Source organism: Lentzea xerophila (assembly GCF_051094245.1).
Classification (GTDB): Bacteria; Actinomycetota; Actinomycetes; order Mycobacteriales; family Pseudonocardiaceae; genus Lentzea; species Lentzea xerophila.
The window spans coordinates 7093087-7117560 of the sequence record NZ_CP194934.1 but is presented as its reverse complement, the minus strand read 5'-3'; the positions used below and the strand labels follow the sequence as shown (position 1 = coordinate 7117560).

Genomic DNA, 24474 nt, shown 5'->3' with positions numbered 1-24474 from the left:
TTCCAGTGATCTGCTGTTCCCACCACGGGCCGGTGGTGGATGTCGAGGGGTGCGTCCGATGCGGACGGTCGGGTTCAGCGGCTTGCTACCTGCTCCACGCGCCGATAGAAGGCGTGATGGTCATCGGCGTAGACGCGGGTGTAGCCGGTGTCCAGCACGGGGGAGCCGGTGAGGCGTTGCCAGACCTGGTCCTCGTTGCCGGGGGTGTGTCGCAAGTGGATCCAGCGGATTCCCGCGGCCACCGGGTCGGCCAGGGCCGGTTCCCATTGGCGGAAGCTGCCCTCGTACACGACCTGGTCCATGGGTACGCGCGAGTCGAAGCTGACGGTCTCGTTGCTCCACGACTGCATGAGGATCCTGCCGTGGTCGTAGTGCTCCCGCAGCCACGCGCTCGCCTGGGCGTTGATCCGCTCGGCGGCACCCGCACGGAAGGCCTGCGCCTCCTTCAGCGTCGAAATCCCTGCCAGCGCAAGGTGTCCGCACGCCACCAGCGCCAGCGCGGCGGGCAGGAACCTGCCCCACGCCCGTCCGGTCAGCGTCACCAGGTAGGCGGTGAACACCGCCACGGGCAGGATCATCACCAGTGCGAACCGGAGGTTGTAGAGGTCGCCGTTGATCTCGGGCACGTGCAGCGGGCGTTGGCCCGAGTGCAGTGCCACGACGAAGAACGGCAGGAACACCAGCAGTGGCAACGGCGCCATCGCCTCGTCGCGCAGGCGCGTCCGCCACCCGTGGACGGCCAGCCCGGCCGCGGCCAGGAGCAGCGTCGGCAGACCCAGGTCGTGGACCATGGCGTGCAGGTAGGTCATCAGCGCCACGCCCCAGTGCCCGACGGCCGGATCGGCCGCGCTGACCCAGAGCGAGGGCTTGGCGAAGTCGCCGCGGACGAAGTGCAGCGGGTCGCCGAAGATCGCGGCGTTCCAGATGAGCCAGCCCGCGACGCCGCCGATCGCCAGGGAGCAGAACAACACCAGGTCCGCGCGCAGCCGCTCAGGCCGGGACCGCTGCCACGAGCGCACGCCCACGACGAGCGCGACCGCCGCTAGGTACACCCAGCCCTCGTAGCGCACGAGGCAGGCAGCGAGGATGGCGACACCCGTTGCGGCCAGCTGCTTGTAGTCGTCGTCGCGGCACCAGCGCAGCAGGTGCCACGTCGCCGCCGCGAGGCAGGCCATCAGCAGCGCCTCGGTCATCGGTGTGCTCTGCAGGTACAGCACGTTGGGGTTGAGGCAGAACACCACCGCCGCGGTCAGCCCGCCCACGCGGTGTCCGGTCAGTTCGCGGGCGATGCGGTACAGCCAGCCGGCCGTCGCGACGTAGGAGCACATCGACACGACGCTCCCGCCGATTCCCGAGTGGTACCACGAGTCGTTCAGCACCAGCGGCAGCGCCAGCAGGTGCGGCAGCGGCAGCCAGACCCCGCCGAGCTGGGCCGCGCCGGGGGTGGAGGCGTCGGCCACCCGGCGGGTGATCAGCAGGTGCGAGACCGCGTCGATGTAGGCCAGGGTCAGCTGGTGCGCCGCGACCACGGCACAGGCGCTCACCGACAGCACCACCGCGACCACGAGAACGGCGGCGAACAGGGGGTCGCGCGGGGTGAGCACCCGGCGGGCGGCGGCGCCGAGCGGCCCCCGGCGGACCAGGTCCGCCCAGAGCCGCACCACGTCCGCCGCCGAGCCGGGGCCGGTGAGGTCCGGGCCCGCGGTGCCGTCGATCGGGTGACGCACCACCCTGGCGCCCCGGCCGCGCAGCCTCACCAGCAGTTCCGCGGACGCCGCACGGGCGTTCCCGGTCAGCTCCAGGTCGGCCAGCGCCGACCGGTCGATGAGCTTGTCGCCGGCGATGTCCCCACTCCTGGTGCGCAGCAGCGCCAGGCACGCGGCCGCCCACAGCAGGCCCGTCGGCGCGCGCCGGTAGCCCACGACGACGTCGGCACGCTCCTCGCGGGCGATGTCCAGCAGGGTCACCAGGCCGTCGGCGGACAGGTCGCCGGAGCGGGCCAGGAAGACCCTCCGGTGATCGGTGCCGGCCGACGTGAGCCGCACGGCCTCGGGCACGACGTGGTCGTCGTCCGCCACGACGACCACGCGGCAGCGCTCGCCGGCGTCGTCCAGGCAGGACTCGAAGTCCTCCACACTGGACTCGAGACCTGGCGCGGCGGGAACGACGACGAGAACGCCCTCGGTGGCACGCTGAGGCGATGTCCGGACAGATGTCATGGACCTGGTCACTCCTCGACCGAAACGGATACGGGGCGGGATTCGCCCTCATCCGGTCGTTTCGCAGCGTGCGTCACCGAACACAGCGCCGCAAGGCACGTCACCCTTCACAGCCGGGCAGGCGACGCTTCCAGGTGACTTAATCACCGGAACAATTCCGTCGCGTAGCCCTGCCGAATGGAAAATGCTCATCCGAACGTGCGAGATCATTTTCCACGGTCACGGCGTTGGTCGACGGAAACCGATTGTGCGTGTGGACATCGGCCGGGAGCGGCGGTAGCGTCGGCCCGGTTCGAATGGTGATTCCCGCCAGCACCGATCACGCTAGTGGCGTGACTCAGAACGTTGGCGAGGTAATCCACGCTCAGCGGGGCACCTCGCGGCACCGCCCCCACGCCCCATACATCCAGTATGAGGACGCGGGAGCGGCACCACGATGCACCCGTCTGACCGCGAATTCCCCGGCAACGTCCTGAGCCACACCACCAGGATCCGCTCCCGAAATGGAATCACGGCGCGCATGACGACGACCAGTGCCCCGGCGGACCAAGCCGGAGAACCCGTACTCCTGCCCGACCGTGACAGCGCGTTGCGCCTGCTCGGCCCCGGTCAGCACATCGCGCTGCTGTTCGCGGCCATCGTCCTGCCGTCCGTGGTTCTGACGAGCGCACTGACCGGTACCGGGCCGGGGCCGTGGTGGTGGGCCCAGGCGTTCGTCGCCGGCGTGACGGCGGTCTACCTGGTGATGCTCTGCTTCCGTTGCGTGGTGGTGGCGGCGGGCATGGGCGCGCCGGTCATCCGGCCGTCCGCCGAGGACCTCGCCCACGGAGAGCTGCCGCCCTACACCGTGCTCGTACCGCTGCACCGGGAACAGGCGGTGCTGCCCGGCCTGATCGCGACGATCCGCCTGCTGGACTACCCGGACGACCGGTTGCAGGTCCTGCTGCTCGTGGAGCAGGACGACACGATCACCCGCGCGGCGCTGGACGTCCTCGAACTGCCGTCCGTGTGCGAGGTGGTGGTGGTGCCCGAGGGCGGGCCGCGTACCAAGCCCAACGCCTGCAACGTGGGCCTGGCCCGTGCCACCGGTGAGCTGTGCGTGATCTACGACGCGGAGGACCGGCCCGAGCCCGACCAGCCGCGCAAGGCCGCGGCGGCGTTCGCCGGCCTGCCGGACCGCGTGGTGTGCGTGCAGGCCGAGCTCTCCTACTGGAATCCCTGGACCAACTGGCTGACCCGCAACTTCGCCGCCGAGTACGCGCTGAACTTCGCCCTGGTCCTGCGCGGCCTGGACCGCCTCGGCCTGGCCATCCCGCTCGGCGGCACGTCCAACCACTTCCGCGTCGACGCCCTCCGCGCGCTGGGCGGCTGGGACCCGCACAACGTCACCGAGGACGCCGACCTGGGCGTGCGCATCGCCCGGCGGGGGTGGGACGTGCGGATGGTCGACTCGGTCACCCACGAGGAGGCGAACAGCCACCTGGGCAACTGGATCCGCCAGCGCAGCCGGTGGATCAAGGGCTACCTGCAGACGTGGCTGGTGCACATGCGCGATCCGTGGCGCCTGCTGCGCGATCTCGGCGTGCGGCGGTTCGTCGGCTTCCAGCTGACCTTCGGGCTGTCCGGTTTCACCGCGCTGGTCAACCCGCTGTTCTGGGCGATGACCTGCTACTACCTGGTGGCGGGGCCGGAGCGGATCGAGCCGTTGTTCCCGTCCGCCGTGCTGTACGCGGGCGTGGCGAGCCTGCTGCTCGGCAACCTGGCGGTGCTGTACCTGTTCATGGCCGGGTGCATGGAACGCGGCCTGGCACGCGCCGTTCCGACGATGCTCACGGTGCCGCTGTACTGGGCGTTGATGAGCGTCGCCGCCTACAAGGCGGCGACGCAGCTGCTGCGCCCGAGCAAGCGCCACCATTGGGAGCTGACCCGCCACGGGCTGGTCGAGCTCGACGAGGAGACCCACGGCATCCTGTTCGGCCCTGGGGTGATCCCCAGGCAGCGGGACGAGACGTCGCGGCCGGGCGGATGAGCCGGCGCCCCCGGGCCTCCTCGTCAAGGCGGGCTCAGGGGCGTCAGAAGTACCAGCGCTGGTTCGAGTCGCCGTGGCAGTCCCACAGCTGCACGCGCGTGCCCAGTTCGTTGATGCTCTCCAGTTCGGCGTCCAGGCAGCGCCCGGACTGCTCGTTGACCAGGGTCCTGCGGCTGGGGTCGTAGTGCCAGCGCTGGTTCGGGTCGGCGTGGCAGTCCCAGAGCTGCACCAGCGTGCCGTTCTCGCCGATGGTCTTCAGGTCGGCGTCGAGGCACTTGCCGTTCGCGTGGTTCCTGATCACGTCGTACTCGTCGAAGTACCACAGCTGGTTGGCCACGCCGTGGCAGTCCCACAGCTGGACCTTCGTGCTTTCCTCCCAGAGGCTTTCCGACGCGGCATCCAGGCACCGCGCGTTCTCGCCATTGCGGATCATGCCGCGATCGCTGGCGGACGCCGTGCCGGAAAACGTGGGCGTCAATCCGATCAGAGCCACCGCCGCTGCCAGTGAAATAATTTTCTTCATATTGCCGTGCGCCATCGGTACCACATTCCTTGTCGTCGCCGCTCGATGAAATACCGGCAGGGACCGAAGGCGACGGTACGCACGGGTCAATCGGCTCACAATGCGCCGGCCGGGACAGTACTCGCCTGGGTGACCGCAAGCTGACTCAATGGCCCGCGCGGATATTCACACGCTTTTCGGGTCGGTGTCCATGTGGGTTACCACGGGTGGTCACCGCCTGGAGGCGCGGTCACACGAGCCATATTCGGTAGGCCACCACGGAGTGAGTGGGCACGGTGGCGCGGAGTTCACCGGTGCTCTCCGTTTCTTTCGTGGTCCAGAGGTCGCGCACCCGGTACCGGGCGGCGGAGGGCAGGCCGAGAGCCTCGATGCCCAAGCCGAACTCGTGGCCGGCCTCGCCGCGGTTGAACAGCACCACGGCCAGCGACCCGTCCGACATCGGCTTGATCCACACCTCCTGCTCGCCGTCGTCGCGCACCTTGTGGCCCTGCTTGCCGCCCCAGTCCTGGTTCACGGCGATGAGGTCCTTGTTGAGCAGGATGTCCTTGACGGACTGCGGCATGACCCGCAGGTCGTTGCCCGCGATCAGCGGCGCGTTGAGCAGTGCCCACAGGGTGAAGTGCGCCCGGTGCTCGTGCTCGGCCATGGTGCCGTTGCCGACCTCCAGCATGTCCGGGTCGTTCCAGGCGTTGGGGCCGGAATACGCCTCCAGCCCGACCTGGAGGTCCACCAGGGACGTCCAGCTCTCCCAGGTGGCACGGATGTCGCGGGTCGTGCGCCACAGATGCCCACCGACCCTGCGGCCCCAGCCTTCCCAGGCACGTTCGTGGCCCCATTCGCAGATGCTGTACACGATCGGCCGGCCCGACTCCCGCAGCGCGCGCCCCATCCGCGCGTAGCGCTCGGCGGCCGGGCGGTCGTCGTTGTTGCAGTTGTCGTACTTGAGGTAGTCCACGCCCCACTCGGCGAAGCTCCGCGCGTCGGTCTGCTCGTGGCCCAGGCTGCCGGGGTAGCCGGCGCAGGTCTTCGTGCCCGCCGTGGCGTAGATGCCGAACTTGAGCCCGCGCGCGTGCACGTAGTCCACGACCGGCTTGAGGCCGTCGGGGAACTTCTTCGGGTCGGGCACGAGCCGCCCGTCGGGACCGCGTTCGGAGGCCATCCAGCAGTCGTCGATGTTCAGGTAGACGTAGCCGGCGGCGAGCATCCCCGACTCGACCATGACGTCGGCGGTCTCGCGGACCATCTCGTCGCCGACGTCGCAGCCGAACCGGTTCCACGAGTTCCAGCCCATCGGCGGCGTCGGTGCCAGGGCCAGCGGTGGGGCCTGAGGTCCGGCGGTGGCCGCCGGGGACAGCGCGGTGGCCATCACCGCCGCGATCACGACCTGGTGAACCGTGCGACGCATGACGACTCCCTTGCAGCAGACGTCATCCCACGCAAGCAAAGTTCGTCCGCCGGCGACACCCCGCGAACACAGGTCCACCGAATCGTGGGACGGTGGGGTGCCGAGCCGGCCGCGCGCTCAGATCGCCTGTGCCGTAGGCAGAATGGTGATCTCGGTGAGGTTGACGTGACGGGGCAGGGCGGCCATGAACGCCACCGTCTCGGCGACGTCCTCGGACTGCAGGACGTCGATCTGCTCGATGAGATCGGCCATCAGCGCGGTGGCGTCGGGATCCGTGACGTGGTCCGGCAGCTCGGTGTCGACCATGCCCGGCTCGATCGTCGCGACCCGGATGTTCTTGCGTCCCAGCTCGACCCGCAGCAGCCGGGTGATGTGGCTGATGTAGGCCTTGGTGCCGGAGTAGACGGAGAACTTCTCGAGGATCCGGGTGGCCGCGATCGACGAGGTGGTGATGAGGTCGGCGGGCCTGCCCTCCTCGGCCGCGCCGGTCAGGTGTGGCAGGAAGGCGCCGATGACGTTCATGACACCGGTGACGTTGAGGTCGATCTGGCGCTGCCAGTCGTCCTGGACCAGATCGGTGATCGGTGAGACGAGCTGCACGCCGGCGTTGTTGAAGACGAGATCGGCGGTACCCAGCTCGGCGGCCACCTGCCGCGCGGCCTGGTCCGTCGCCGCCCGGTCGGTGACGTCGACCGGGATGGCGATCGCGGTGCCTCCCTTGGCTTTGACGGTGTCGACGAGGTCGTCGAGCCTGCCCTTGCGGCGGGCCAGCACCGCGACCTTCGCGCCGAGTTCGGCGAGCCGGGTGGCGGTCGCGGCGCCGATACCGCTGGAGGCTCCGGTGACGACCGCGACGCGGCCGGCCAGCGGGGTGTCCGTGAGCAAGGCAGGCATGAGGATCCACCATCCGAGCGAACGCGGCCAGAAGTGCTGTCGCACTCGTGGTTTCCGCTGTCGCACGGTGACAGTGCGATCTTGCCCGTTCGGCGGTGCTTCGTTGCCCTAACGCACCGAAAATGTTTACGCGAGGACATCGCGGCGTCCGGCGCGTTCTCAGTCGTCCACAGTGGACTGAAGCGCTGCGGGCAGCAACGTGAAGATCTCGGCGGCCCGCTCCAGCGCGACCACGTCGACGCGCTCGTCCGTCTGGTGCGCGAGGTTCGGGTCACCCGGACCGCACAGGAGGGTGGGAACGCCGGTGGCGGGGTGCAGGATGGAACCGTCCGAGAAGTAGCTCACGCCACGGACCGCGGGCGGCCGTCCCAGCACGGTGCCGAGTACGCGGGTGGCGGCCCGCACCAGGGGCTGGTCGGGGGACGTGCCGACGGCGGGGTAGTCACCGGTGACCGTCATGCGCGCCCGGAAGCCCGCACGGGTGGTGCCGAGTTCGTCGAGCAGGTGCTCGATGCGGGCCAGCAGGGCCGGGTGTTCGATGCCGGGCACGGTGCGCAGGTCCACCAGGGCGGTGCACTGGTCGGGAACGATGTTCACGACCGAGCCCCCGTGGATGGTGCCGACGTTGAGGGTGGCGTCACCGAGCAGGGAGTGGGACGGCAGTCCGGCGTCGAGCGTGCCCAGGCGTTCGAGCAGGAACATCATGTGGGTGATGGCGTTGACGCCCTGGTCGGGCATGGCGCCGTGGGCGGCCCGGCCGTAGGTGGTGAACTCCAGGAACAGCGCTCCCTTGTGGGCGACCACGAGGTCCAGGTCCGTCGGTTCGGCGATGACCAGGTTCGCGACGCCCTCCATCACACCGCTGTCCAGCGCGGCGCGGGCGCCGGCGCAGTCGACCTCCTCGCCGATGGTGCCGAGGAAGTGCACGTCACCCGGCAGGGCTGCCTCCGCACGGGCGAGGGTGGCCATGCCGACGAGCATGGCGGCGACGCCTCCCTTCATGTCGACGGCCCCGCGGCCCCACAGGACGCCGTCCTCGTCCACCTCCGCGGCGTGGGGCGGCCGGGTCCAGGCGGAGGAGCCCAGCGGAACGGTGTCGAAGTGCCCGCAGTACATGAGCGGGGCTGCCGCGCCCGTACCCGGAAGCACCAGGTGCAGGTTGGCGCGGCCGTCGCCGAGAGGTACCAGGCGGCCGTCCAGCCCGCGGCGCTTCGCGTAGGCGAGGGCCAGTTCCGCGGCCTCCCGTTCGTTGCCCGGAGGGTTCACCGTGTCCACCCGGAGGAGCTCACGGGTGAGCTCGAGGACTTCGCGGCGATCGGGGGAGGGCAACCGGTCCGGTGAAATCGTCGCCACTGCGGCCTCCTCGGGTTCGGGTTCTGCTCACCGCCGGAGCGGCACGCGTCACACTGTGACAAACTTGGCTGGCTTCGAACACAGCCAAGTTGGAGGTGTTGGCCGGATGGGGCCTGACCGGCTGGCGACCCTGCTGGAGCCGTGGCTGGCTGGTGGCGTGCCCGTCTACGTCGCGGTCTCGGTCGGTGTCCGCAGCCTCGCGCTCGACGGCCGGCTGCCGGCCGGGACGAGACTGCCCTCGGAGCGCGCCCTGGCCGCGGCGCTGAACGTGAACCGGACGACGGTGAGCGCCGCCTACAACGTTCTGCGGCAGGAGAGCTACCTGCGCAGCGCTCACGGCGCAGGAAGCCGGATCAGCCTGCCGGTGGCTCCCGCGCAGCGACCGGACGCCCGGCCGGGGGAACCTCCCGAAGTCCTGGATCTCACGGTGGCCGCACTGCCCGCTCCCGGCCAGCTGCCCGCAGCGGCCCAGGCAGCCGCGGCGGACCTCTCCGCACAGCTCGCCGGCCACGGCCTGCACCCCTTCGGCCTGCCCGCGCTGAGAGCCGCGGTGGCCAGACATCTCACCGGGCGGGGCCTCCCGACCGATGCCGGGCAGATCCTCGTGACCAGCGGTGTCCTGCAGGGCTGGAACCTCCTCCTGCGCGCGCTGAGCCGCCCCGGTGCCGCGGTGCTGGTCGAGCAACCCACCTATCCCGCCGTCCTCGACGCCGTTCGCGCCCACCACCTGCGCCCGGTTCCGCTCCCGGTCACCGCGACCGGGTGGGACCGCCCCGCCGCGGGCCCGGCGCTGGCCCACCTCACCCCGGACGGGCAGAACCCCACCGGACTGGTCGCGGACGAAGCGTCCCGCCGGCAGGTCCTCGCCGGCCTGCGGGGCGTGGTCGTCGCCGTCGACGAGACGTTCGCCGATCTGGTGCTGGACGGTCCCGTGCCCCCGCCGTGCGCCGTCCTGCGCCAGGACGTCGTCACCCTCGGATCGATGAACAAGGCGTTCTGGACCGGCTTGCGCATCGGCTGGGTGCGTGCCGACGCGGAGATCCTCGCCCGGCTGGCGCAGGAACGAGCGTCCGTCGACCTCGGCAGCCCGGTCCTGGACCAGCTAGTGGCCGTCCGGCTCCTCGAGGACGCCGACGCCATCCTCGCCGAACGGCGGGACCACCTGCGCCGCTCCCGCGCCGCCCTCGAGCAGGCCCTGCGGTCCCGGCTGCCCGACTGGCGCTGGTCCTCTCCGAGAGCCGGAATGGCACTGTGGGTCGAACTTCCCCACCCCAGCGCGACCCGCATCGCCTCGGCGGCGCTGGACCTCGGCCTCCGGATCACCCCGGGCCCGCGGTTCACCGTGGACGGAACCGCCGACCGGTGGCTCCGGCTGCCCTTCACCTTGCCCGCCCATCAGGCCGGCACCGTCGCCGGGCTGCTTCGGGAGGCATCGCTTCGGTCCACCTCGCCATCGAGCCGGGACCTGCACGTCCCCCGCTGGACGGTTTGAGCTGAACTCGATGGGCGGGCCGCGGCTGCGCCACGGGACTCCTCGTCGTGCCGAGCAGGTCGAGCGACCGCCGCAGGTCCGAAATGGACTGCCGGCCGCTGCCGGTGATCGCGGTGAGCGTCTCGTCGAGGCGGTCCGGGGACGCGGTCAGGTACCGGGCGGCCTCTGCCTGCACCACCATCGCCGTGACGTGGTGCGTCACCACGTCGTGCAGCTCGCGGGCGATGCGGGTGCGTTCCGCGGCACGGGCCGTCTCGGCGGCGTGCCGGCGGCGGTCGGCTTCCGCCTGCCGGGTAAGGCTGAGCCACGCGCCGGTCGCCCATGTCACGGCCAGCGCCAGGCAGATCGCGACGAGGGCCTGCCGGTCGATCGTGAGGGCCAGCGCCGTGTACGCGACCGCCACCGCACCGACGACGAGGAGTGCCTTGGTCACGGGGTGAGTTCGGTCGGCGCGGCGATGCGCCGGCGGCGGGGCAGCACGAGGCCGCGCCGACGGGCCAGGCGCATGAAGGCGAAGGTCACCGCCAGGCCGATCACCACCGTGAAGACGCTGGCCTCCGGACCGAACTCGCCACCGCTGAGGATGGTCGGTCCGGACGTGACGCCGCGCAGCAGCCCGTCCGGCGCGGTCTTGCCGGAGATGGCGTTGCCGAAGACGCCGCCCTGGACGAAGTTCCAGGCGAAGTGCAGGCCGATCGGCAGCCACAGGGTGCGGGTGGCGGCGTAGGCGGCGGCGAGCGTGCCACCGGCCGCGACGGCCACGGAGATCGTGCTCCACGCGGTCGCGCCGGGGTTGAACCCGTGAGCCAGCCCGAACACCAGCATGGTCAGCACCAGAGCCGCCCACGTGCCGACGCGGCCCTCGATGATGCGGAACAGGATTCCGCGGAACAGCAGCTCCTCCGACACGACGGCGCCGGCGGTGAAGCCGAACACCGCGACCGCGCCCGTCAGCGAACCCCAGCCGACCACCTCGTAGCCACCCAGGAGCGCGATAATCGCGATCACGGAACTGAACATCCCGGCACCGATGAGCAGTCCCCGCCGCACCGAGGCGGCCGCGCCCGGCAGGGCCAGGTCGGCCGGCAGCTGACCCTCGGTCTTCCGCACGACCCACCGGTACGCCAGCAGCAACATCACGGAGGTCGCGAGACCGGCGATCAGGGTGAGCGGTGGGTTCCAGCCCATCGCGTTGACGAGCGCGTTCCCCGCGATCGACACCAGGGCGATGGCACCGAACTGTTTCAACAGTCGCATGACGAATCCTCCGTGAGATCGCAGCTGAGCGCTGCGGACATCCAGAACGCTATTGATTCGCCGACGTGGAAACGTCACCGCACAGTGGACATCTTCGTGTAGCTCGCGCGGGGGACACCGACCATTTCGCCTTACCTCAGCCTGATTTCGCTTAGCGCACCGTTCATTTCCCGAAGCACGAGCAGGCGGGGCGACGACCGAGATGCCGCCGCCCCGCCTCGCGCGACGCGCAGCCCTGATCGGGCGCAGCCCTGCTCGTCGGCCACCGTGACCGGCAGCGTCACCGGCGCCGGGGCGGCGGTCGCCGGAACGCCCTGGAGGGGCGGGGTGCTCGGCACCGGAACGGCCTGTCGATCGTGCGGCACACGTCGTCGCCGTGCACGACCGGTAAGCCACGGTGAGCACCACCACATTTCTGGTTTTCCACAATCAGCACGGGCACAAGGGAAAGCCGGTCTTCCCGAAGTTGCATAAAGAAAAGATAAGTCGTCGCATACCGCTCACCTTCCGGTGCTTCCGGAACTGTGGTGTTGGACGACGAGCTGACGGACCAGCTCTTCGAACAGTTCCGCAGGCTGTGCTTCGCGGCGGCCCGCGCCTGGCGAGGGCGGGCTGGCCGGGCAGGTCGTCCTTCCCGCAGCGCGGCTGACCAGCTACGAGACGCGAGCAACCTCAGCGTTGCCGTTGCGGTAGGGCTCGCGTGGCGGTCCGCACGGTGGCCGGGGCCACTCGAACGAGTGGTCCTCGTCGTTTGGCACATCGATGGCCCTCCCGGCGGTACCCAGGTGACCCAAACATCGATCGCCCGGAGGAGACGACATGGACACCGCGAAGCGGCTCGTGGCCGCACTCGTTCTCGGCACAGCACTCGCCGGAGTTCCCGCAGCCTCGGCGCTCGCCGACGATGCCGCGCCGCACGAGATGACGGTAGTGACGGCCCAGGACGACAACAACAACGACAATGACAACAGCAGCGGCAACTGGGGTTGGTGGGGCCTTCTGGGTCTGTTGGGCCTCGCGGGCCTGGCGGGCCGTAAGCAGCGGACGCCCAACATCGCGGACCGCACCACCGGGCGGTGACGAGAGCGGGAGCCGGCCATGCGCTTCGGCAACACCAGGGTCGAGTTCCTGGGCGGACGGTCAGGATGCCTGACGATGCTGGTGGTGTCGGTGGTGCTGTCGGTCCTGCTCACCGTTCTGCTGAACGTCATGCTGTGAGGACCGGCCCGAGGTGGGCGTGCTGTTCACCTCGGGCCACCTGTCCGTCGCGCCACCGTCCGGCCGGCGGCTCAGGCCCTTGAGCCGTCACCACGGATTTCTCCTGCTGTGTACGTGAAAAGGCGAGTGCTCGCACGGAGCACTCGCCTTTTTCGTGTCCTGGTGAACGAGGCCGTTCGGATTCGGTCGGGTTCCGCCGGGCGTCGCCACCTCCCCGGCATCGTCTGAGCTGTCACAGGGACCGGGGGTACTGACAAATCGGTGGCCGCGGGTGTCAGCGGAATGTCAGTGCCTCTCGCGATCCTTCTGGCGAAACGAAGCTTCCCCTGCACAAATGGGTTCCGGCGGTGTCGATCGGGGGGCGGCCGGGCACGACCTCGTGCCTGTCACGCCGGAGTCTGTGGAACGAGACTAGGGTCAATCGTGCTGAAGAAACTCACTTTCGTGGCACTGATGGGCGCGCTGCTCGGCGCGTCCTTCGGGGCCGGTGTCGCCAACGCGGCGACCGACCGCAACGGCTCCTGCGAGTCGGGCGAGTTCTGCCTGTACTACAACAGCAACCAGGCCGGTTCGGTGTCCGACTTCGCGGGTTCCATCGCCGACTACGGTGACTCGCAGCCGAGCTGCTACGAGTTCAAGGGCGCGGGCAACGGCAAGGGCATCTGCGTCAAGAACAACGCCGCGTCGGTCTGGAACAAGTCCAGCAAGGCCGTCACGGTGTTCTACAACAGCAACTACGGCGGCGCGAAGCAGACGTTCGCGGCCGGTGCCAAGGGCAACCTGAAGGCGGAGCTCAAGAACGAGAACGCCTCGCACCGCTTCGGTGACGCCGGTGGCGACCCGGATCCGGCTCCGGGCGTCTACCCCGCGCCGGAGACGAACCCGCACCCGTCCGCGACGGCTCGGGCGCCTCAGGCCACCAAGCGCACGCAGTTCATCGACGACCAGATCGCCTCGAAGACCGGCGAGAAGCAGTGCTGGGTGGGCGACTACCGCAGCTACGAGTCGTCGACGAGCAACCACAACACGGGTAACGCGCTCGACTGCACCATCTCCAACGCGATCGGCACCTACCCGACCGCGGCGCAGAAGGCGCAGGGCTGGAAGCTCGCCTACTGGCTGCAGAAGTACGCCACCAAGCTCGACGTCCGGTACGTCATCTGGCAGGGCAAGATCTGGAGCGTCGCCCGCGCGTCCGAGGGCTGGCGCAACTACACCGCCGGCAGCGGTGTGACCGGTGGTCACTACGACCACGTCCACGTCTCGGTGCAGAACCCGCACGGTGACTGAGCTGAACGACTGAAACTGAATGACTGACCTGGGAAGGCGAGCGCACACCGCGCTCGCCTTCCCGGCGTCAGGAGCGCAGGTCGTGGACGATCAGCGACGCGGAGAGCAGCCGGATGTCCGTCGGGTCGGCCGGGTTGTAGCCGGTGAGCTCGGCCACGCGGCGCAGCCGGTAGTTGAGCGTGTTGCGGTGCAGGTGCAGCTCGTCGGCGGTGCGGTGGCGGTTGTGGTCGCTGTTGATGAACGTCCGCAGCGTGTGCAGCAGTTCGGGATGCTCGGCCAGCCGGTCCATCACCCGCGCCAGCCGCTTGCGGCCGGGGCCCGGCCGGCACAGCTGGTACTCGAGCAGCACGTCGTCGAGGACGTACGCGCCGGGCGGGCGTCCCAGGCGCTGGGCGAGCTCGGCGATGTCGGCGGCCTGCCGGGCGGCCGCGGGGACGTCCTCCCGGCGTTCCGCGGCGGCGATTCCGCCGATCAGGCTGGTACCAGCCGCGACGTGCAGGTTGCGGACCAGTTCGGCGGCGGCCTCCAGTTCCGGCTCGACGGCTTCCGCGGTGGTGGGCAGCAGCACGGTTCCGCCGTCGTGGTCCAACGCGGAGAGGGCGTGCTTCGGCAGTTCGGCCCGGAGTCGTCTGACCAGGCCGTGCACCGCGAGCCGCGCGTCGGCGCCGTCGGCCGGTGGCGGGGTCTCGACGCGCACGGCGACGACGACGTGGTGGCCGGACAGCTCCAGCCCGATCCGTTCGGCGAGCGGTTCGGCCTCCCGGCCGGTGAGCAGGGCGGCCACCAGCGCACGGCCCGCCTCGCGGCGTTCGGCGTGCAGGGCCTGCTGCTCGGCCAGGTACGAACCGGCGACGGACGGCACGGCGACGCTCAGGTACCGCAGCAGGGCCGGGACCGTCGCCAGCAGGTCGGGCACCTCGTCCGGTTCGGCGACGGCGGCCATCGCCTCCCAGCCGACGGTCGCGGCGACGTGGTAGGTGCTCAGCACGACGTCGAGCGGAACGCCCTGCTGGGCGCGGCGCACCGCCGTGGCGATCTGCTCGGCCAGCTCCTCGGGTGCGGGAGGCCGTTGTTCGCGCAGCGCGCGCAGGAAGACCTGGAGGTTGCGGGTCACCGCCTCGGTGATCTCGCGGTCGACGAGCTGGTGCGGCAGCTGCCGGTACGCGGCGGACCTGGCGAAGAACGCTTCCAGCACCTTCTCCGCGATCCGCGGGATCTGCGTCGCGGCACGGTCGTAGAGCGGCGCGGAGGGGTCTGGGGCGGGGATGTCGACCACCGCCAGAGGCTTGCGCATCCGGCGGCCGGGGGCGATAGCCCGTTCCGGTCTGGTTCCTTGCACGAAAGGAGGACGCCCACGTTGTGCACGTGCCCCAAACATTTGACCCTATCGAGTGATGGACGGCGAGGACGGCCGCCGCGCACAGCGAGAATCGGCCGCTGTGAGCAGCGTCGAGGAATGCATGAAGTTACTGCTGCGTCGCGGGTTTCGCCGGACCGTCGTGCATGATCGTTTGACCTGCGCCAACGCCGTGATGTTCCGACGGGTGTGGCGGGGCACCAACGAGACGGTGCTCGCGCTGTCGGAGACCGAGGCACTGGCCTACCGGGTGCGCGAGAGCGACGCGGACCCCGCCGACCCGTTCGTCGTCGATCCCGACCGGACGCTGTGGCAGTGCGGCGGCGAGTTCCTGGACGTCGCCGGCCAGTTGCTCGACCTGCCCGCCGCGCCGGGTCATTCCACGTTCTGAGCGAGTAGTAATCTCGCCGGGTGGGTGAGACCGTCCGGATCGGAGTGTTCTACGACGGCACGTGGTTCGCCTACCTGAGCGATTTCTACGCCACCGTGCACCTGAGAGGCGCCCGGATCTCCCTCGACGGCCTGCACGACGCGCTGCGCTGGTACGTCCACACCGAGACCGGCCGCCCGCTCGACGAGTGCGTGGTCGCGGAGGCCCACTACGTCCGCGGCCGCATCGCCACCCCCGCCGAGTCCTTCGACCGGGCGCTGGCCACCGCCGGCATCACGCGGCACGACCTGCCGTTGCAGGGCGGCAAGGAGAAGGGCGTCGACGTCCAGCTCGCCCTGGAGGCGTGGGACCGCGCGATGACGGTGCCGTTGCGGTGGGTCGTGCTGCTCACCGGCGACTCCGACTTCGCTCCGCTCGCGTCGAGGCTGACGGAGCGGGGCGTGCACGTGATCGTGCCGGTGGTGGACATCAGGACCGTTCAGGGCGCACCGCCGCCCGCCTGGACTCCGCGCACCGCCGCGCCGTTGCGGGCCGCGACGCCGTTCACGCCCGGCTTCGACGCGTTGTTCGCCCCCGGCGACCAGGCCGACTACCCGTTGCGGCGGGCCTTCGTGCGGTCCTCGCACGCGGTGGCGTCACCGGTGGGGGCGCCGCGCGGACGCCGGCGGGGCACGGTGGCGAGCTGGAAGACCGGGCAGGCACACGGGTTCATCACCGACACGCGGGGCGGGTCGTGGTTCGTCTCGCGCGACGACCTGCCGGCGGGCCTGACGTTGCTGCTGGCGGGCACGCCGGTGTCGTTCACCGGATCACCCGCGCCGACGCCCGGCCGGAAGTACCCGAGGGCGCAGGCCGTCCGGCCCGAATGACATTTGTCATCCCGGTGAGGTGACTGCGCTTCACTACCGGTGCGAGCCCGCGCCGATCAGCCTTGACGGCATGGAATCGGTGCTCGAAGTACGCGGGGCGCGGCACGACTACGGTGCCACGCGGGCGCTGGACGGCGTCGACCTCGACGTCGGCGCGGGGGAGTGCGTGGCGTTGCTCGGGCCGAACGGCGCGGGCAAGACGACGCTGGTGAACCTGGTCGTCGGCCTGCTGCCCGCCGGGGAGGGCTCGGTCCGCGTCCGCGGCGGTGACCCGCGCGTCGCGGCGACCCGCAGGCACCTCGGGGTGGTGCAGCAGTCGCTGGGGTTCCCGACCACGCTGAAGGTGTCCGAGCTGGTCACCGGGGCCGCGGTGCGCGCGGGGAAGAGGCGCTCGGCCGCCGGGCCGATCATGGCCGAGCTCGACCTCACCGACCTCGCCGGGCGGCGCGCGACGAAGCTGTCGGGCGGTCAGAAGCAACGGCTGCAGCTCGCGATGGCGCTGGTCGGTGACCCCCGGCTGCTGGTGCTGGACGAACCGACCACGGGCCTCGACGTGCCCGCCCGCAAGCGGTTCTGGCAGATCCTGGCCGAACGCCGGGAGCGGGGGACCGGCGTGCTGCTCACCACGCACCTCATCGAGGAGACCTCGGCCGTCGCCGGCCGCGTCGTCGTGCTCGACCGCGGCCGCGTGCTCGCGGGTGGCACGCCGGACGAACTGGTGGCGCGGCTGCCCGACCGCACGGTGATCGCCAGGACGACGTTGAGCAGGGACCGGCTGGAGGCGCTGCCCGGCGTCGTGTCGGTGCACACCGACGGCGAGCACGTCCGCCTGGGCACCCGCGCGCCGGAGGCGTTGCTGCGGGTGCTGCTCGCGCAGGACGCCGGCCTGACCGGCCTGCGCGTCGAGGGTGCCGGGCTGGAAGAAGCGGTGGCGGGACTGATCGAAAGGGGTGCGGCGTGACTGTGCACAGTTCCGGGAGGATCTTCGGTGTGGAGCTCGCGGACGAGCTGAGGGGTATCGTCCGCGAACCGGCCGCGCTGTTCTTCTCCGTCATCATGCCGGTGGCGTTCTTCGCGCTCTTCGTGTCCCTGTTCGGGAGGTTCAGCGACGGCGGGTTGTCCGCCGGCACCACGATGATCGCCACGTTCGGTGCGTTCGGCGTGATCTCGGTCGTGCTGATGAACCCCGGCATCGGCGTCGCGGCCGACCGGGAACGCGGCTGGCTGCGGTCCAAGCAGGTGTCCGCGGTGCCGATCGGCGTGACGCTCGCGGCGAAGGTGGTGGCGGCGGTGCCCTACGCGGCGGGGGTGCTGCTCGCGATGACGGCGACCGCGGCCGTCACCGGCTCGTTGAACGCGCCGGTGCCCGCGTTGCTGCGGCTCTTCGTCGTGCTGGTGCTCGGCGCGCTGCCGTTCGCGTCGCTGAGCCTCGCGATCGGGTTCCAGGTCGGGTCCGGTGCCGCCGCCGCCGTGCTGAACGCGATCCTCATCCCGTCCGCCGTCCTTTCCGGACTGTGGATGCCGCTGGAGATCATGCCCGCGTTCTTCGGCGACGTCGCGCGGTTCCTGCCGACCTACCACCTGTCGGAGCTCGCCCGCGCCCAGCTGACCGGTGGGCCCGTGATCACGCACGTGCTGGTGTTGCTCGGCTTCGCGACGGTGGCCGCGGTGCTCGCGGCCGTGTCGTATCGTCATGCGCGGTCATGAGAAAAGACGTGAGGATCTCGCGCTGGTTCCACCTGCTGTACCTGGGGAACCTGCTGTGGGCGCCAATTTTCGACCCGGCCGCGGACTGGGTGGACTGGGCGCTCGTCGCCGTCGTGGTCGTGGCCTTCGTCCCGATGTACGTGCTGGAGTGGCGGCGGCCGGACCGCGTGCGCTGGTGGTGCCTGGTACCGACCGTGGTGCTCGGTTCCCTGACGACGCCGTTCAACACCGGTGCCGCCGTACTCTTCGTCTACGCGGCGGCGTTCGCGGGCCTCGCCGAGTCGCGGCGGGTGGCGATGCGGTGGTTCGTCGCCCTGTCCGCGTTGATCTGCCTGTTCGGCGTGGTGTCGGTGGTCGAGATGCCGTACCGGCTGTGGGGACTGCTGCCGTCGCTGATCTTCCTGTGGCTCGTCGGGATCCTCCAGGTCGAGTGGTCCGAACGGGATCGCGAGGCCGCTGACCTGCGCATCCGCACCGCGCGGATCGAGCACCTCGCCACCCTCGCCGAACGGGAGCGCATCGCCCGCGACCTGCACGACCTGCTCGGCCATTCGCTGACCGCGATCATCCTGCGCGCGCAGCTCGTCACCGCGGATCCCGCGCGGGTGCCGCATGAGGCGGCGGAGATCGAACACACCGCCCGCGCGGCGCTGGCCGAGATCCGCGACGCCGTCACCGGGTGGCGCAGCGCGAGCCTCGAGACCGAACTGGACGCGGCGCGCGCCGCGTTGTCGAGCCTCGGCGTTGAGGTGGTCGTGCGGCGCGACCCCAAGCTGGTGATCGTCGGCTCGACCGAGCACGAGCTGGCGCTCGCGTTGCGGGAGGCCGTGACCAACGTGGCCCGGCACGCGCGGGCGCGGACGTGCCACATCGGCGTCGAGGCCCGCGACGGCGAACTGCGGCTGGTGATCGCCGACGACGGCATCGGCGGCCACGCGCCGGAGGGCAACGGGCTGACCGGGATGCGCGAGCGGATCGCCGCACTCGGCGGCCTGGTCGCGCGCACCGCCTCGGCGGGCACCACCGTCACCATCGCCGTCCCGCTGGAGGTGGCCACGTGATCAGGGTCGTGCTGGCGGAGGACCAGGCGATGGTGCGCGGCGCGTTCGCCCAGCTGCTCGACCTGCAGCCCGACGTCACCGTCGTCGCGACCGCGGGGGACGGCGACGAGGCCCTCGCGGCGGTGGCCCGGCACCGGCCCGACGTGCTGCTGACCGACATCGAGATGCCGGGCAGGACCGGCCTCGACGTCGCGCAGGAGCTGGGCCGGCGCGGCGACACGACCCGAGTGCTGATCATCACGACGTTCGCGCGGAGCGGGTACCTGCGGCGCGCGATGGACGCCGGCGTGGCGGGGTACGTGCTCAAGGACGCGCCGATCGCGGACCTGGTCTCCGCGTTGCGCAGGGTGCACGCCGGCGAACGGGTCGTCGCCGCCGAGCTCGCGATGGCCGCGTGGGACAGCGCCGATCCGCTGACGCCGCGCGAACGTGAGCTGCTGCACGAGGTCACGACGGGTGCGAGCAACGCCGACATCGCGGCGCGGCTGAACCTCGCCGAGGGCACGGTCCGCAACTACCTGTCGACGGCGATGGCGAAGCTGGGCGCGCGCAACCGGTCCGAGGCGGCCAGGACCGCTCGGGAACGCGGCTGGCTCTGAGCGCCGGTGTCCGCGTCCGCGATGGCCGGGCCAGGCTGCTAACCGTTGCGGCGCACCATCTCGTTGATCCAGATCGGCGCGAACGGTGACGTGCAGTTCGGCGGCGTCGGGTAGTCCTTGAGGACCTCGAGGCGCTCGCCGATCCCGATCGCCCGCGCGCGCAGTGCGGGGTGCTCGATCCCGATCTGCGCCAGGCAGTGGTTCATCGCCCACTGCAGGCGGTCCGGGGCGTCCTTCATCTCCTTCTCGACGATGTCGAGCAGACCGTCGAGGTCCAGGCCGCCGGGCTGCTTCGCGACGCGGTCCGTCGTCAGCGCCCACCCGGCGCTCGCGACCACCGGGTCCGGGTCGGCGAACCACAGCACGCGCAGTTCCTCGGCGTGCGGGCTCTTCTTCACGACGTAGTTGACGAGCCAGTCGTGCACCTTGGGACGGCGGGCCTCGCGCAGCATGGCGTCGAGCTCGTCGCGCCCGAACGCCTTGGGGCGGCAGATCAGCAGCGCGAGCAGCCTGGCCGCGGTGTCGCCCGTCGCCCACAGCCGCAACGCCAGGTCCTGCTGGGTCTTGAGCCGCTTGGCCACCGCGCGGAGCTTGCCGAGGTTCACGCCGTGGTCGTCGCCGTGCTTCTCGTTGACCGCGCGTGCCTTCGGGTCCTCCAGCGCGGCCAGTTCGGCCATCACCTCGGCCACCGTCGTCTCGGTCACCGTCCGACCTCCTGTTCGCCACCGACAGCCTACGACGGGCGGGGCCTGGCGGTGCGGCTCCGACCCGCCCGGCACTACCGTTGCGGGGCAAGGGGACGCCGAGCCGAGGGGGACGTGTGACCGGCCAGATCGTCCGCCACGCCGCCCGGATCGAGGCCGTGCGCGTGCGGTTCGCGGCCGTCCACAAGGCGAGCGCGGTCGTCGTCGGCGACGAGACCGTGTACGGGCGGCTGTGCCGGTGGATCATCGACACCGTGCTGGAGAAGCACGCCCGGCAGGACGAGCTGGTGGCCTACGTCGAGGAGAACCTGCGCCTGATCGTGGCCGGGCTGTACGACCTCTACGGCGTGCCGCAGCCCGAACCGGACCCGGTACGGGAAGCCGCAGTGCCTTCGCTGGTCGCGCCGGTCGAGCCGGTGACACGGGCGGCGATGGAGCGGATCGGGCCGTTGCGCGACGTGCTGGACGAGCTCACCGGGCTACCGGACGTCATCGCCGCGCACGCGACGACCTGGCACAACATCGCGGCCGAGCAGCAGGTGATGGCCGCCGAGCTCGAAGACCTCCTCGAACGGGACGCCCCGGGGTGGAGCGGCGCCGCCGAGCACCTGCGGTTGATGGGCCACAACATCGAGGCGATCCGCGGGCTCAGCTCGGTGTCGGCGGCGTTCGCGGAGATCACCGAGAGCGTCGGGGTGCTCGTCGCGCAGACCCGGCGGCTCGTGCGGGAGCTGGTGATCAGCCTGGTCGCGGCTCCGACGGACGTGACGCTGTGGCGGCTGGCGTGCCGGATCGCGGTGTACGGGGTGGCGCTCGACGCCACCCTCACGCACCTGCAGCAACGGCTGAACGGCTAGGCCCCGCGAGCAGCACGGCGGCGGGCGATCTGCGGCAGGAACCACATGTAGACGCCCGTTCCCATCAGGACGAACAGCGGCAGCAGTGGCACGTACGACACCCAGACCACGGAGCTGTCGACGGTCAGCGCGACCGCCGTGAACACGACGGTGGCCATGAAGACCATGCTGACCACGCGGTGGAACTGGCGGATCCCCTTGCTGCCGGCCATTTTCCCTGTCCTCTCGTTCGTCGTCCGGTGTGTTGTGGACAACGGTAGGAGCGGACGCTCAGCCGTGCTTCTCGATTCCTGACCAGACCGTCGAGCGCGCTGACCGGAACCGTCGAGCGCGCCGGGCAGGGCGTGCGGCGCCGCCGCCGGCCATGACGGAAACTTCCTTGACGTGAGATGTCGATTTCCGGCATCTACCGTTCGACGCACTGATGAGAGCAAGCGCGGACACCGAGGAGAACCACATGCGCACCCTGATCGCCACCGCCTTCGTCTCCCTCGACGGCGTCGTGGAGGCGCCCGGTGGCGAGCCGGGCCACCGCAGCTCCGGCTGGACCTTCAAGGACATCGAGTTCGACGAGGCCGCCTACGAGCTCAAGGGCCGCGAGCAGGACGAGGCCGCGGCGATGATGATGGGCCGGGTCAGCTACGAGGCGTTCTCCCCGGTGTGGCCGACGCTCGACTACTTCCCGCGGTACAACGCGATGCCGAAGTACGTCGTCTCCAGCACGCTCCGGGAGGACCAGCTGGTCGGCAACTGGGGTGACATCACGATCCTGCGGTCGCTGGACGACGTGGCCGCGCTGAAGGAGACCGACGGCGGCCCGATCTCGATCCACGGCAGCGCGACGCTGAACCGCAACCTGTCCGACGCCGGCCTGATCGACCGCTACCACCTGCTGGTGTTCCCGGTGCTGCTCGGCGCGGGCAAGCGGCTGTTCAGCGCGACCGACAAGGACAAGCAGATGCTGCGCGTGGTGGAGAGCGAGTCGTACTCGAACGGCATCCAGAAGCTGGTCTACGACGTCGTGCGCTGAAGCTCGCGTCCGGGTAGCGGCTGAGGCGTCGTCGGGGTCAGCTGCACCAGGACGATCGAGCCGATCAGGACCAGGGCGCCGACGACCTGGAGCAGCGACAGGGTCTGACCGAGGAACACCAGTCCGAGCAGGGTCGCCACGATCGGGCTGAAGAAGCCGAGGAACGACAGCCCGATCGCGGGCACCCGGTCGGTGCCGCGGAACCAGACCGAGTAGCCGAACAGCGACCCGAGCACGATCAGGTAACCGAAGCCGAGCGCGTTGGTCCCGGTGATCGTGCTCGGCAGGCCCTCCATCAGCGCCAGCGCGGGCAGCAGCACGATGCCGCCCGCGGTGAGCTGCCAGCCGGTGAACAGCAGGACGTTCACGCCGGCCGGTCGTTGCCATCGTTTGGTCAGCACGACGCCGGATCCCATGCAGGCCGCGCCGCCCAACGCCGCCAGCACGCCGACCAGGTCCAGCTGTGCGGTGGCTTTCAGCACCAGCAACGCGACGCCTGCGCTGGCGGCCAGGCACGCCACCAGGTGCGGGACCCGGACCCGGTCACCCAGCAGCAGTGCGGCGAGCACCAGCACGATCACCGGCTGGACCGAGCCGACCAGTGCCGCCACCCCGCCGGGCAGCTTGTAGGCGGCGACGAACAGCAGGAAGAAGAACGCGCCGATGTTCAGCGTTCCCAGCACGAACGCGCGCCACCACCAGATGCCCCGCGGCAGGATCCGGCCGAACAGCAACAGGATCAGGCCCGCCGGCAACGCGCGGACGACGGCGGCGAGCAGCGGCCGGTCGGGCGGCAGCAGCTGGGTCGTGACGAGGTAGGTGCTGCCCCAGATCATCGGCGCCAGCGCCGTGACCGCCGAGTCGGCCAGTAGCCGGTTGCCCTTCATCGCTTCCCCCATCAGTCGTCGGTGCCGAAGAACCGGTCGCCGAAGTCACCGATGCCGGGCAGCATGTAGGCGTTCTCGTCGAGCCGTTCCTCGATCGCCGACGTCACGATCCGCACCCGCGGGAAGCGCGAGCACACCGCCTCGATGCCCTCGGGCACGGTGATCAGGGTGACGAAGACGATGTTCTCCTCCAGCACGCCCCGGTCGAGCAGCACCTGGATCGCCGCGTTGGCGGTGCCGCCGGTGGCGAGCATCGGGTCGAGCAGCAACACCTGCCGCGACGCGATGTCCTGCGGCAGGTTCGAGTAGTAGAGCTCGGGGAGCTTGGTCACCTTGTCGCGCTGAATGAGGATCTTGCCGATCCGCACGCCGCGCACGACCGCCCGCAGCCCGGCCTCCATGCTCTCGCCGGCCCGGATGATCGGGACGCCGACGAGCTTCTCCGCGAACCGCAGGCCGTGGTACGTCGCGCCGACCGGGGTGGTGACGTCGAGCGGTGCGAACGGCAGCAGGTCGAGGCTCGCCTCGATCAGCAGCCGGATGATCCGCTCGGTGTAGCAGACGAAGTCCTCGCGGGAGACGTCCCGGTCGCGGACGATCGTGTGCATCGCGCGCAGCTGGTTGTTCTGTGGCAACAGGTGCACGTTCTTCTCGAGGTACGCGTCGATCGAGGTCACGAACACTCCTTGACGGCGGCCACGACCCCGGCGAACGAGTCGACGAGCCAGGTGGGGTTGGCGCTGAGCAGCTGGTCGACGCTGTGCACGCCGTAGGTCACACCGACCGACGCCATTCCGGCGGCGTGCGCCATCAGGACGTCGTGCGTCGTGTCGCCGACCATGACGGCGTTCGCGGCGGCGACACCGAGTCGTCGCAGCACCAGGAAACCTGACTCGGGATCGGGCTTGGGTTTCGCGACCTGGTCCGCGCCGACGACGACGGCGAACTCCTCGCGCAGCCCGGCCGCGGTGAGCAGCGCCTCGGCGTTGCGGATGAACTTGCTCGTCGCGACGGCCAGCAGGAAACCGTCCTCCCGCAACGACCTCAGCCCGTCGAACACGCCGGGGAACACGAGCTGTGCCGCCATCGGCAGCACGATCCTGCGGAACGTCGACTGGTAGAGCTCGACACACGTCGCGACCGTCGGCTCGTCCTCGGCGATCCCGAGCACCTTCGCGAACGCCGCGGGCAGCGGGAGTCCGATGGTGCCGCGGATCGTCCCCGAGTCCACAGTGGGCAGGTCGAGCTGGGTGAGGACGGCCGCGAACGTCGTGACGATCCCGCGCGGGGAGTCGACGAGCGTGCCGTCCAAGTCTAAGATCACGCAGCGGC

General features: G+C 70.5%; 25 protein-coding genes. 12 read left to right on the top strand and 13 right to left on the bottom strand.

What is annotated here, in order from left to right; genetic code table 11:
* Positions 1-74: 74 nt before the first annotated feature.
* Positions 75-2219, bottom strand: a complete 2145-nt coding sequence (locus ACRSBM_RS33930) for a glycosyltransferase family 39 protein (RefSeq protein ID WP_434449977.1) — start codon at positions 2217-2219, stop codon at positions 75-77.
* A gap of 520 nt (positions 2220-2739) precedes the next feature.
* Here ACRSBM_RS33930 and ACRSBM_RS33925 point away from each other — a divergent pair.
* On the top strand, positions 2740-4248 hold the full coding sequence (locus ACRSBM_RS33925) for a glycosyltransferase family 2 protein (protein ID WP_434449975.1): 1509 nt from the start codon (positions 2740-2742) through the stop codon (positions 4246-4248).
* A 43-nt stretch (positions 4249-4291) separates the two neighbouring features.
* Here ACRSBM_RS33925 and ACRSBM_RS33920 read toward each other — a convergent pair whose 3' ends face one another.
* The 4 genes from ACRSBM_RS33920 to ACRSBM_RS33905 all read right to left on the bottom strand — a co-directional run bounded on the left by ACRSBM_RS33920 (position 4292) and on the right by ACRSBM_RS33905 (position 8423).
* On the bottom strand, positions 4292-4786 hold the full coding sequence (locus ACRSBM_RS33920; protein WP_434449973.1) for an RICIN domain-containing protein: 495 nt from the start codon (positions 4784-4786) through the stop codon (positions 4292-4294).
* A 214-nt stretch (positions 4787-5000) separates the two neighbouring features.
* Positions 5001-6176: a glycoside hydrolase family 27 protein gene (locus tag ACRSBM_RS33915; protein WP_434449971.1), complete on the bottom strand. Its 1176-nt coding sequence runs from the start codon at positions 6174-6176 to the stop codon at positions 5001-5003.
* A gap of 117 nt (positions 6177-6293) precedes the next feature.
* A complete protein-coding gene (locus tag ACRSBM_RS33910; RefSeq protein ID WP_434449969.1) occupies positions 6294-7070 on the bottom strand; it encodes an SDR family oxidoreductase in 777 nt (258 codons plus the stop codon).
* A gap of 159 nt (positions 7071-7229) precedes the next feature.
* The gene (locus ACRSBM_RS33905) at positions 7230-8423 is read right to left on the bottom strand and encodes a M20 family metallopeptidase (protein WP_434449967.1); all 1194 of its coding nucleotides are present in this window, start codon (positions 8421-8423) and stop codon (positions 7230-7232) included.
* A gap of 106 nt (positions 8424-8529) precedes the next feature.
* On the opposite strand from ACRSBM_RS33905, the gene ACRSBM_RS33900 reads away from it, so the two are divergent.
* Positions 8530-9915 (top strand): PLP-dependent aminotransferase family protein, encoded by a 1386-nt coding sequence (locus ACRSBM_RS33900; protein ID WP_434449965.1) that lies wholly within the window; start codon positions 8530-8532, stop codon positions 9913-9915.
* Here the strand turns inward: ACRSBM_RS33900 and ACRSBM_RS33895 are convergent.
* Together ACRSBM_RS33895 and ACRSBM_RS33890 are read right to left on the bottom strand one after the other, a co-directional pair.
* A complete protein-coding gene (locus ACRSBM_RS33895; protein ID WP_434449962.1) occupies positions 9803-10348 on the bottom strand; it encodes a histidine kinase dimerization/phosphoacceptor domain-containing protein in 546 nt (181 codons plus the stop codon). The two genes, ACRSBM_RS33900 and ACRSBM_RS33895, sit on opposite strands and share 113 nt — an antisense overlap.
* Positions 10345-11172, bottom strand: a complete 828-nt coding sequence (locus ACRSBM_RS33890; RefSeq protein ID WP_434449959.1) for a lysostaphin resistance A-like protein — start codon at positions 11170-11172, stop codon at positions 10345-10347. Before ACRSBM_RS33890 ends, ACRSBM_RS33895 begins: the two co-directional genes overlap by 4 nt.
* Before the next feature lie 819 nt (positions 11173-11991).
* Here ACRSBM_RS33890 and ACRSBM_RS33885 point away from each other — a divergent pair.
* Positions 11992-12252, top strand: a complete 261-nt coding sequence (locus tag ACRSBM_RS33885; protein WP_434449957.1) for a WGxxGxxG family protein — start codon at positions 11992-11994, stop codon at positions 12250-12252.
* 561 nt (positions 12253-12813) lie between these two features.
* The gene (locus ACRSBM_RS33880) at positions 12814-13680 is read left to right on the top strand and encodes a peptidase inhibitor family I36 protein (protein WP_434449954.1); all 867 of its coding nucleotides are present in this window, start codon (positions 12814-12816) and stop codon (positions 13678-13680) included.
* Between the two features lie 67 nt (positions 13681-13747).
* Here the strand turns inward: ACRSBM_RS33880 and ACRSBM_RS33875 are convergent, their stop codons facing one another.
* Positions 13748-15019 carry a PucR family transcriptional regulator gene (locus tag ACRSBM_RS33875; RefSeq protein ID WP_434449951.1) on the bottom strand — a complete coding sequence of 424 codons (1272 nt, stop codon included), beginning with the start codon at positions 15017-15019 and terminating at the stop codon, positions 13748-13750.
* 55 nt (positions 15020-15074) lie between these two features.
* Here ACRSBM_RS33875 and ACRSBM_RS33870 point away from each other — a divergent pair, with 55 nt between their 5' ends.
* The 6 genes from ACRSBM_RS33870 to ACRSBM_RS33845 all read left to right on the top strand — a co-directional run bounded on the left by ACRSBM_RS33870 (position 15075) and on the right by ACRSBM_RS33845 (position 19664).
* Positions 15075-15428, top strand: coding sequence for a hypothetical protein (locus ACRSBM_RS33870; RefSeq protein WP_434449949.1), 354 nt, complete (start codon positions 15075-15077; stop codon positions 15426-15428).
* A 20-nt stretch (positions 15429-15448) separates the two neighbouring features.
* Entirely contained in the window at positions 15449-16297 is an 849-nt protein-coding gene (locus ACRSBM_RS33865) for an NYN domain-containing protein (RefSeq protein ID WP_434449946.1), read from the top strand.
* A 70-nt stretch (positions 16298-16367) separates the two neighbouring features.
* Positions 16368-17258: an ABC transporter ATP-binding protein gene (locus tag ACRSBM_RS33860; protein ID WP_434449943.1), complete on the top strand. Its 891-nt coding sequence runs from the start codon at positions 16368-16370 to the stop codon at positions 17256-17258.
* A complete protein-coding gene (locus tag ACRSBM_RS33855) occupies positions 17255-18004 on the top strand; it encodes an ABC transporter permease (protein ID WP_434449941.1) in 750 nt (249 codons plus the stop codon). Before ACRSBM_RS33860 ends, ACRSBM_RS33855 begins: the two co-directional genes overlap by 4 nt.
* Positions 18001-19065 carry a sensor histidine kinase gene (locus ACRSBM_RS33850; protein ID WP_434449938.1) on the top strand — a complete coding sequence of 355 codons (1065 nt, stop codon included), beginning with the start codon at positions 18001-18003 and terminating at the stop codon, positions 19063-19065. The genes ACRSBM_RS33855 and ACRSBM_RS33850 overlap by 4 nt, the downstream gene beginning before the upstream one ends.
* Positions 19062-19664, top strand: a complete 603-nt coding sequence (locus tag ACRSBM_RS33845) for a response regulator (protein WP_434449935.1) — start codon at positions 19062-19064, stop codon at positions 19662-19664. Before ACRSBM_RS33850 ends, ACRSBM_RS33845 begins: the two co-directional genes overlap by 4 nt.
* A gap of 38 nt (positions 19665-19702) precedes the next feature.
* Here ACRSBM_RS33845 and ACRSBM_RS33840 read toward each other — a convergent pair whose 3' ends face one another.
* Positions 19703-20368 carry a DNA alkylation repair protein gene (locus tag ACRSBM_RS33840; RefSeq protein ID WP_434449932.1) on the bottom strand — a complete coding sequence of 222 codons (666 nt, stop codon included), beginning with the start codon at positions 20366-20368 and terminating at the stop codon, positions 19703-19705.
* A gap of 116 nt (positions 20369-20484) precedes the next feature.
* On the opposite strand from ACRSBM_RS33840, the gene ACRSBM_RS33835 reads away from it, so the two are divergent.
* Positions 20485-21225, top strand: a complete 741-nt coding sequence (locus tag ACRSBM_RS33835; protein WP_434449929.1) for a hypothetical protein — start codon at positions 20485-20487, stop codon at positions 21223-21225.
* Here the strand turns inward: ACRSBM_RS33835 and ACRSBM_RS33830 are convergent.
* Positions 21222-21437: a hypothetical protein gene (locus ACRSBM_RS33830; RefSeq protein ID WP_434449926.1), complete on the bottom strand. Its 216-nt coding sequence runs from the start codon at positions 21435-21437 to the stop codon at positions 21222-21224. The two genes, ACRSBM_RS33835 and ACRSBM_RS33830, sit on opposite strands and share 4 nt — an antisense overlap.
* A 245-nt stretch (positions 21438-21682) precedes the next feature.
* Here ACRSBM_RS33830 and ACRSBM_RS33825 point away from each other — a divergent pair, with 245 nt between their 5' ends.
* Positions 21683-22255, top strand: coding sequence for a dihydrofolate reductase family protein (locus ACRSBM_RS33825; RefSeq protein ID WP_434449923.1), 573 nt, complete (start codon positions 21683-21685; stop codon positions 22253-22255).
* Here the strand turns inward: ACRSBM_RS33825 and ACRSBM_RS33820 are convergent.
* From ACRSBM_RS33820 to ACRSBM_RS33810, 3 genes are read right to left on the bottom strand one after another with little or no spacing between them, the layout of a single operon-like run.
* Positions 22237-23154: an EamA family transporter gene (locus ACRSBM_RS33820; protein ID WP_434449920.1), complete on the bottom strand. Its 918-nt coding sequence runs from the start codon at positions 23152-23154 to the stop codon at positions 22237-22239. The genes ACRSBM_RS33825 and ACRSBM_RS33820 overlap by 19 nt on opposite strands.
* The gene (gene upp / locus ACRSBM_RS33815) at positions 23154-23819 is read right to left on the bottom strand and encodes a uracil phosphoribosyltransferase (protein ID WP_434449917.1); all 666 of its coding nucleotides are present in this window, start codon (positions 23817-23819) and stop codon (positions 23154-23156) included. The genes ACRSBM_RS33820 and upp overlap by 1 nt, the downstream gene beginning before the upstream one ends.
* Entirely contained in the window at positions 23816-24466 is a 651-nt protein-coding gene (locus tag ACRSBM_RS33810; RefSeq protein ID WP_434449915.1) for an HAD family hydrolase, read from the bottom strand. The genes upp and ACRSBM_RS33810 overlap by 4 nt, the downstream gene beginning before the upstream one ends.
* Between the last annotated feature and the right edge of the window lie 8 nt (positions 24467-24474).

Excerpts from the sequence above, each read along its gene's own strand:
- ACRSBM_RS33830 (WP_434449926.1), bottom strand. The coding sequence starts at position 21,437 with ATGGCCGGCAGCAAGGGGATCCGCCAGTTCCACCGCGTGGTCAGCATG.
- ACRSBM_RS33820 (WP_434449920.1), bottom strand. The coding sequence starts at position 23,154 with ATGGGGGAAGCGATGAAGGGCAACCGGCTACTGGCCGACTCGGCGGTC.
- ACRSBM_RS33825 (WP_434449923.1), top strand. The coding sequence starts at position 21,683 with ATGCGCACCCTGATCGCCACCGCCTTCGTCTCCCTCGACGGCGTCGTG.
- ACRSBM_RS33860 (WP_434449943.1), top strand. The coding sequence starts at position 16,368 with ATGGAATCGGTGCTCGAAGTACGCGGGGCGCGGCACGACTACGGTGCC.
- ACRSBM_RS33885 (WP_434449957.1), top strand. The coding sequence starts at position 11,992 with ATGGACACCGCGAAGCGGCTCGTGGCCGCACTCGTTCTCGGCACAGCA.
- ACRSBM_RS33920 (WP_434449973.1), bottom strand. The coding sequence starts at position 4,786 with ATGGCGCACGGCAATATGAAGAAAATTATTTCACTGGCAGCGGCGGTG.
- ACRSBM_RS33930 (WP_434449977.1), bottom strand. The coding sequence starts at position 2,219 with ATGACATCTGTCCGGACATCGCCTCAGCGTGCCACCGAGGGCGTTCTC.
- ACRSBM_RS33890 (WP_434449959.1), bottom strand. The coding sequence starts at position 11,172 with ATGCGACTGTTGAAACAGTTCGGTGCCATCGCCCTGGTGTCGATCGCG.
- ACRSBM_RS33925 (WP_434449975.1), top strand. The coding sequence starts at position 2,740 with ATGACGACGACCAGTGCCCCGGCGGACCAAGCCGGAGAACCCGTACTC.
- ACRSBM_RS33870 (WP_434449949.1), top strand. The coding sequence starts at position 15,075 with ATGGACGGCGAGGACGGCCGCCGCGCACAGCGAGAATCGGCCGCTGTG.
- ACRSBM_RS33900 (WP_434449965.1), top strand. The coding sequence starts at position 8,530 with ATGGGGCCTGACCGGCTGGCGACCCTGCTGGAGCCGTGGCTGGCTGGT.
- ACRSBM_RS33850 (WP_434449938.1), top strand. The coding sequence starts at position 18,001 with ATGAGAAAAGACGTGAGGATCTCGCGCTGGTTCCACCTGCTGTACCTG.
- ACRSBM_RS33915 (WP_434449971.1), bottom strand. The coding sequence starts at position 6,176 with ATGCGTCGCACGGTTCACCAGGTCGTGATCGCGGCGGTGATGGCCACC.
- ACRSBM_RS33910 (WP_434449969.1), bottom strand. The coding sequence starts at position 7,070 with ATGCCTGCCTTGCTCACGGACACCCCGCTGGCCGGCCGCGTCGCGGTC.